A 4305-nucleotide genomic window follows, 5' to 3' on the forward strand; every position below is an offset into this window, starting at 1 on the left:
TCGACCTTGTAGATCAGCCCCAGCTCATAGATGTCGACCGGGATCTCCGGGTCGTAGACCGTCTTCAGGGCGGTGATGATCTCGTCGGTCAGCCGGTCCAGCTCGGGCGGGCTGATCTTGCCCGAGGCCACGGCGGCGGTGCGGCCGCCGTCGTCCTGCGTTTCCGTCTCGAGGGTCGTCTGGTCGGTCATGCGAAGAACTCACGGGCCTTGATCAGGGCGTCGGCAAAGGCGTCGGCGTCCTCGATCGTATTATATAGGGCGAAGGAGGCGCGCGCGCTCGAGGTCAGGCCGAAGCGTCTGGCCAGCGGCTCGGCGCAGTGCAGGCCGGCGCGCACGGCGACGCCGTAGCGGTCCATCACCTGGGCGATGTCGTGGGCGTGGGCCCCGTCGACGGTGAAGGTCAGGATGGCCCCCTTCCCCTCCGCCTCGCCGATCACCCACAGCCAACTGACCCCCTCCAGCCGGGCCCGGGCGTGGTCGTACAGCGCCCTCTCGTGGGCGGCGACGGCGTCACGGTCGAACTGCGACAGCCATTCGATCGCCGCCCCCAGGCCGATGGCCTCGACGATCGGCGGCGTCCCCGCCTCGAACCGGTGCGGCGGCTTCGCATACCGGACCTCGTCCTGCGTGACCGTCTCGATCATCTCGCCGCCGCCCTGGTACGGCGGCAGGGCCTCCAGCGCCCCGGCGGTTCCGTACAGGGCCCCGATCCCGGTCGGGCCATACAGTTTGTGGCCGGTGAAGGCGTAGAAGTCGCAGCCGATGGCCTGCACGTCCGGCGCGGCGTGCACCGCCCCCTGACAGCCGTCGATCAGCACCCGCGCCCCGGCCGCGTGGGCCATCTCCGTGATCGCCCGCACCGGATTGATGGTGCCCAGCACATTGGACATGTGGGTCACAGCGACGACCTTCGTCCGCGGCCCCAGCAGGTCGGCATAGGCCGCCATGTCCAGCGACCCGTCGTCCAGCACCGGGATCCATTTCAGCACCGCCCCGCGCCGCTCGCGCAGCATATGCCAGGGCACGATGTTGGAGTGGTGCTCCATCTCGCTGACGATGATCTCGTCGCCCGGCTGGATCGACTGGCCGAGGCCGGCCGCCACCAGGTTGATCGCCTCGGTGCCGCCCTTGGTCCAGACGATGCTTGCAGAACTCCCGGCGTTCAGGAACCGCGCCACGCTGTCGCGCGCCGTCTCGAAGGCCTCGGTGGTCTCATTGGCCAGGGTGTGCAGGCCGCGATGGACGTTGGCGTAGCTGCCCTCCATCGACCGCACCATGGCCTCGATCACCGCCCGCGGCTTCTGCGCCGAGGCGGCCGAGTCCAGATAGACCAGCGGCCGGCCGTTCACCGTCCGCGACAGGATCGGAAACTGGGCGCGCGCGGCCGCGACATCGAAGCCCTCCCCCTTGATGGGGGAGGGTTGGGTGGGGGTGAAGGCGGCGGGTGAGTTCACTCGGCCAGCAGAGTCACCCCCATCCCCGGCCCTTCCCCCATCAAGGGGGAAGGGAGATGTCGGCGCTTCGCTCACAGCCTCGCCTCCAGCCATGCCCGCACCACCTCCCGCGCGCCCTCGTGTTCGATCCGGTCGACTACCTCGACGAGGAAGGCCTCGGTCAGCAGGGCCCGCGCCTCGTCCAGCGGAATGCCGCGTTGCTGCAGGTAGAACAGCGCCGCCTCGTCCAGATTGCCGACCGTATTGCCGTGCGCGCACTGCACGTCGTCGGCGTAGATGACCAGCTCCGGCTTGGCGTCGACCTCGGCCCGTTCGCCGAGGATCAGGGCGTGGTGGCCCATCCGGGCGTCGGCGCCGTCGGCCCCGCGCTCGACCACGATCTTGCCCTGGAACACCCCGCGCGCCGTGTCGCGCGCCACGCCCTTGGTCAGCTGCGAGGTCGCGCCGTCGGCCCCGACATGGTCGACCACCGAGGTCAGGTCCGCCTGCCGCGCCCCGGTCAGGGCGTAGAGCCCGTCCATCCGCACGTCCGCGCCCTGGCCGAGGTGGGTCACCTCGGTCTCGAGCCGCTGCAGCTTCGCGCCGGTGGTCACGACCGTCTGGCGATAGCGGCCGCCCGGCGCCACCCGCACCTTGGCCTGCGAGATCGAAATGGCGTCCTCCGGCTCGTCCGCCAGGACGATCCGCGTCACCTCGGCGTCGTGCGCCACGTCCAGCTCCAGCCGGTTGTGCGCCACATAGGCCGAACCCTCGCCCTCATGCGTCTCGAGGATCAGCAGCCTGGCCCCGGCCCGCGCCGAGATGCGGGCCGTGACCGCATGGCCGGTCGCCTCCGCCTTGGAGATCAGCCGCAGCCGCACCGTCTGGGTTCCGCAGGCCATCAGGGTGTCGACGCCGATCGGCCGGCCGTTGACGAAGGCCATGGCCTCGCCGCCCAGCGCCTCGAACGGCCCGCCCCCGGCCAGCGGCACCGCCGCCGACGGCGACGGCGCCGGCGCCTCGCGCAGATATTTGCGCAGGTCGCTGTATTTCCACGCCTCGACCCGCCGCGACGGGAAGCTGGAGGCATCCTTCAGATCGATGACGGGAAACGCGCTCACGCCGATCGCCCTTCGACTCCCTTCCCCCTCGACGGGGGAAGGGTTGGGGATGGGGGTGGAGGCAGGCTGTCGGCCCGGCTGGCGCGTGAGGCGTGGACCGGGCCTTCCGCGCGGAGGGCCTTGCTCGTCGGGGCCATGCTCACGCCGCCTCCGACAGGTATTTGTCATACCCTTCCGCCTCCAGCTGGTGGGCCAGCTCCGGGCCGCCCGAGGCGACGATCCTTCCGCCGACCAGCACATGCACCCGGTCCGGCCGGATGTAGTCGAGCAGGCGCTGATAGTGGGTGATGACCAGCATGGCCCGGTCGGGGCCGCGCATCGCATTGACCCCGTCGGCGACGATGCGCAGGGCGTCGATGTCGAGCCCCGAATCCGTCTCGTCCAGGATCAGCAGCGACGGCTCCAGCAGGGCCATCTGCAGGATCTCCATCCGCTTCTTCTCGCCGCCGGAGAAGCCGACGTTCAAGGGGCGTTTGAGCATGTCGAAATCCATCTTCAGCGCGCTCGACGCCGCCTTGACCTGTTTCAGGAAGGCGGGGGCCGAGACCTCCTCCTCGCCGCGCGCCCGCTTCTGGGCGTTCAGCGCCGTGCGCACGAAGGTCAGGGCCGGGACGCCGGGAATCTCGATCGGATACTGGAACGACAGGAAGACGCCCCTCGCCGCGCGCTCGGCCGGCTCCAGCGCCAGCAGGTCCTCGCCCTTCCAGGCGACGGCGCCCTCGGTCGCCTTATAGCCGGGCCGTCCCGACAGGGCGTAGCCCAGCGTCGACTTGCCGGCCCCGTTCGGCCCCATGACGGCGTGCACCTCGCCCGCCGGAACGTCGAGGCTCAGCCCCTTGAGGATCGGGGTGTCGCCGACGGCGACGTGGAGGTTGGAGATGGAGAGCATGGGTTTCATTTTTCAGTCAGGTCGATGGCGTCGAGGTTCTGGCGCGCATCGAGGAAGGCCGCCACAGATAGGCGGTCCGGCAGAATCTTGAAGACGATGATCTTCTTCCAGCGCAACAAGCTCAGTTCACGACAGCCCGGCCAGCGTTGTGAGGGGCGACCGGGCGTCGGCATCCACATGAAGCGCCGTGTGGCGCCCTGTATCTCCTCACGCGCTCGCTTGGCGGCCGCCGGGTTTTGCTCCAGCAGCATGTCCAGGAACCGCTCAGCCGAGAGTTCTGCCGACCTGCCCCATTCGACGATCCTCACCCGTATTTGGCCCGCCAGCGCGCGAACACCTCATGCTGGGGCGTCACGTCTCCCCGCTCGATCTCGGCCAACCCCTTGGCGACCTGGGCGTCCCAATCCTCGTGCAGGTCCGGCATGTCGGCGACATAGGTCAACAGCTCGCTGTACGACTCCAGCGCCCGTTCGATGATCTGGCGGCCGGTCTCGTCGGGAAAGCGGTCCTTCAGCCGGGCCATGACCTCTTCGTTGCTGACCGTTTCGCCACGCTCAGCCTGCGCCAGGCCTTCCTCGATCTGGGCGATCTGCTCCGGTGTGAACGGCTGATCGGCCATGAACTCCTGGTCGTGCAGGCTCCAGTCCGCGAACCCGATGATCAGTTCGCTCAACGAGACGCCACGATCGTCCGCCGCGCGCTGGAAGCGTTCGGCCAGATCGTCGTCCATCTCGATGGTGATGGCGCGGGTCTTAGGCAGGGCGGACATGCGAACCTCCGCGCGGAACATAGCACAGTTCCGCCGTCCCGGCCCCGTTCGGCCCCATGACGGCGGGCGCCGCGTCCGCCGGAACGTCGAG

General features: G+C 69.3%; 6 protein-coding genes. All 6 read right to left on the reverse strand.

Annotation, left to right across the window (positions count from 1 at the left end):
* Nucleotides 1-191: iron-sulfur cluster assembly protein (locus Q0588_RS13665; RefSeq protein ID WP_298747180.1), on the reverse strand; the 191-nt coding region annotated here is incomplete at its 3' end.
* Complete coding sequence (locus tag Q0588_RS13670) at nucleotides 188-1456, reverse strand: cysteine desulfurase (RefSeq protein WP_298747182.1); 1269 nt, start codon at nucleotides 1454-1456, stop codon at nucleotides 188-190. The genes Q0588_RS13670 and Q0588_RS13665, both read right to left, overlap by 4 nt.
* Before the next feature lie 71 nt (nucleotides 1457-1527).
* Nucleotides 1528-2556 carry a Fe-S cluster assembly protein SufD gene (gene sufD / locus Q0588_RS13675; RefSeq protein WP_298747184.1) on the reverse strand — a complete coding sequence of 343 codons (1029 nt, stop codon included), beginning with the start codon at nucleotides 2554-2556 and terminating at the stop codon, nucleotides 1528-1530.
* A 139-nt stretch (nucleotides 2557-2695) separates the two neighbouring features.
* Nucleotides 2696-3445, reverse strand: a complete 750-nt coding sequence (sufC, locus tag Q0588_RS13680; RefSeq protein ID WP_298747193.1) for a Fe-S cluster assembly ATPase SufC — start codon at nucleotides 3443-3445, stop codon at nucleotides 2696-2698.
* A gap of 5 nt (nucleotides 3446-3450) precedes the next feature.
* Nucleotides 3451-3753, reverse strand: a complete 303-nt coding sequence (locus tag Q0588_RS13685) for a type II toxin-antitoxin system RelE/ParE family toxin (protein ID WP_298747187.1) — start codon at nucleotides 3751-3753, stop codon at nucleotides 3451-3453.
* On the reverse strand, nucleotides 3750-4214 hold the full coding sequence (locus tag Q0588_RS13690) for a ribbon-helix-helix protein, CopG family (RefSeq protein WP_298747190.1): 465 nt from the start codon (nucleotides 4212-4214) through the stop codon (nucleotides 3750-3752). Before Q0588_RS13690 ends, Q0588_RS13685 begins: the two co-directional genes overlap by 4 nt.
* Between the last annotated feature and the right edge of the window lie 91 nt (nucleotides 4215-4305).

Source organism: uncultured Brevundimonas sp., assembly GCF_937870815.1.
In the GTDB taxonomy this organism is placed as follows: Bacteria; Pseudomonadota; Alphaproteobacteria; order Caulobacterales; family Caulobacteraceae; genus Brevundimonas.